Source organism: Acidiphilium sp. PM, from assembly GCF_000219295.1.
Taxonomy (GTDB): Bacteria; Pseudomonadota; Alphaproteobacteria; order Acetobacterales; family Acetobacteraceae; genus Acidiphilium; species Acidiphilium multivorum.
The window spans coordinates 1-1,920 of record NZ_AFPR01000201.1 but is presented as its reverse complement, the minus strand read 5'-3'; the positions used below and the strand labels follow the sequence as shown (position 1 = coordinate 1,920).

Here is a 1,920-nt window from a genome sequence, read left to right as displayed (position 1 = left end):
GCCCGCGCGCTCGCGGCCGAGGGGGCGGTGCTCGTGCTGGTGGACATCGCCGCCGGGAAGCTGGCCGCGACCGGCGCCGAACTCGGCGCTGCGGCCCGGGTGGTCGTGGCCGATCTCGGCGATCCGGACGCCATCGCCGCGGCGGCTGCCGTCGTGAACGATGAGGGCGGCGCCGACATTCTCGTCAACAATGCCGGCATTCTCTCGAACCGCAAGATCGACGCGACCGATCTCGCCGAATGGCGGCGCGTGCAGGCGGTGAATCTCGACGGCGCCTTCCTGCTCACCCGCGCCCTGCTGCCGGCGATGCGGCGGAAGGGCTGGGGGCGGATCGTGAATATCGCCTCCTACGCGGCGAAATGCGGCGGGCTGACGGCGGGCACGGCCTATACGGTGTCGAAGGCGGGGCTGGTGGGGCTGACCTTTTCGGTCGCCCGCGAGGTGGCCGCCGAGGGGATCACCGTCAACGCCATCGCGCCGGCCTACGTGATGTCGCCGATGGTTTCGGAAATGCTGACCGAGGCGCAGCGCGCCGAACAGCTTGCGCAGATCCCCGTCGGCCGGTTCTGCCGGCCGGAGGAAGTGGCGCATGCGGTGATGTTCCTGGCCTCGCCGCTGGCGGCCTCGATCACCGGCGAGGTGATCGACATGAATGGCGGATTGCAGTTTGACTGACGGGCCGTTATCTCCGGCGCGGCTCGCGTCGCTGCCGGCGGACATCGCCCGCCCGGGCTATGACCGCGATGCGGTGCGGACCGGCATCCTGCATCTCGGCCCCGGCGCGTTCCACCGGGCGCACCAGGCGGCCTTCACCGAGGATTGCCTTGCGGCGGGCGAGACGGCGTGGGGGATTCTCGGCGCCTCGCTGCGCAGCGCGGGCACGCGTGACGCGCTGGCGCCGCAGGATTTCCTCTACACGCTGGCGCTGCGCGAGGGCGGGCGGGAGGCGTTGCGGGTGGTGGGCGCGCTGCGGGGCATTCTCGCCGGCGCCGATGCGCCGCGCGCGGTGCTGGCGGCGCTGGACGATCCGGCGATCCGTATCGTCACGCTCACCATCACCGAGCGCGGCTATGGTTGCGATGTCGCGCGCGGGGAGCTCGACGAGGGCGATGCGGATGTCGCCCACGATCTCGCCGCGCCGGATGCCGCGCCGCGCAGCGTGCCGGGGTTGCTCGCCGCCTCGCTATGGCGGCGGCGGCGGGCGGGGATCGCGCCGTTCACGCTGCTCTCCTGCGACAATCTCGCCGGCAATGGACGTGTGCTGCACGCGGCGGTGACGCGGATGGCGGCGCGGCGCGATCGCGGGTTCGGCGATTTCGTGGCGGCGGAAGTGGCCTGCCCGTCGAGCATGGTGGACCGGATCGTGCCGGCGACGACGGCGGAGGACCGGGCGCGGATCGCCGCCCGTCTCGGCTGCGCCGATGCCGCACCGGTGGTCGGCGAGCCTTTCGCGGAATGGGTGATCGAGGACCGGTTCCCGACCGGGCGGCCCGGCTGGGAGCGCGCGGGGGCGCGGTTCGTGACCGACGTCGCGCCGCATGAGCGCCGCAAGCTGCGGCTGCTGAACGGCGCGCACACGATGCTCGCCACGATCGGGCCGGCGCTCGGCTGCGCCACGGTGGCGGAGGCGGTGGCGCATGAACGGCTCTCGCCGGTGCTGGCGCGGTTCTGGGCGGAGATGGCGGCGACGCTGCCGGCGGAGACCGACGCCGCCGCCTATTGCGCGCGGCTGCGGGCGCGGTTCGGCAACACGGCGCTGCGGCACGAACTGGCGCAGATCGCCCTGGGATCGGCGCAGAAACTGCCGCAGCGAATCCTGCTGCCCTGCATCGAGCGCTGGCGCGCGGGGCGGGCCTCGCCGGTGCTGATCGCGGTCATCGCCGCCTGGCTGCGCGGCGCGGCGGCGGGCGGCGACCCGCT

General features: G+C 73.6%; 2 protein-coding genes. Both read left to right on the top strand.

Annotated features, from left to right (window positions below; translation table 11 throughout):
• A partial coding sequence (locus tag APM_RS09430) for an SDR family NAD(P)-dependent oxidoreductase (RefSeq protein WP_007423137.1) occupies positions 1-675 on the top strand: 675 nt, incomplete at its 5' end.
• Positions 668-1,920, top strand: a 1,253-nt coding sequence (locus tag APM_RS09425) for a mannitol dehydrogenase family protein (RefSeq protein ID WP_241763133.1), incomplete at its 3' end; no start/stop codon positions are given. The genes APM_RS09430 and APM_RS09425, both read left to right, overlap by 8 nt.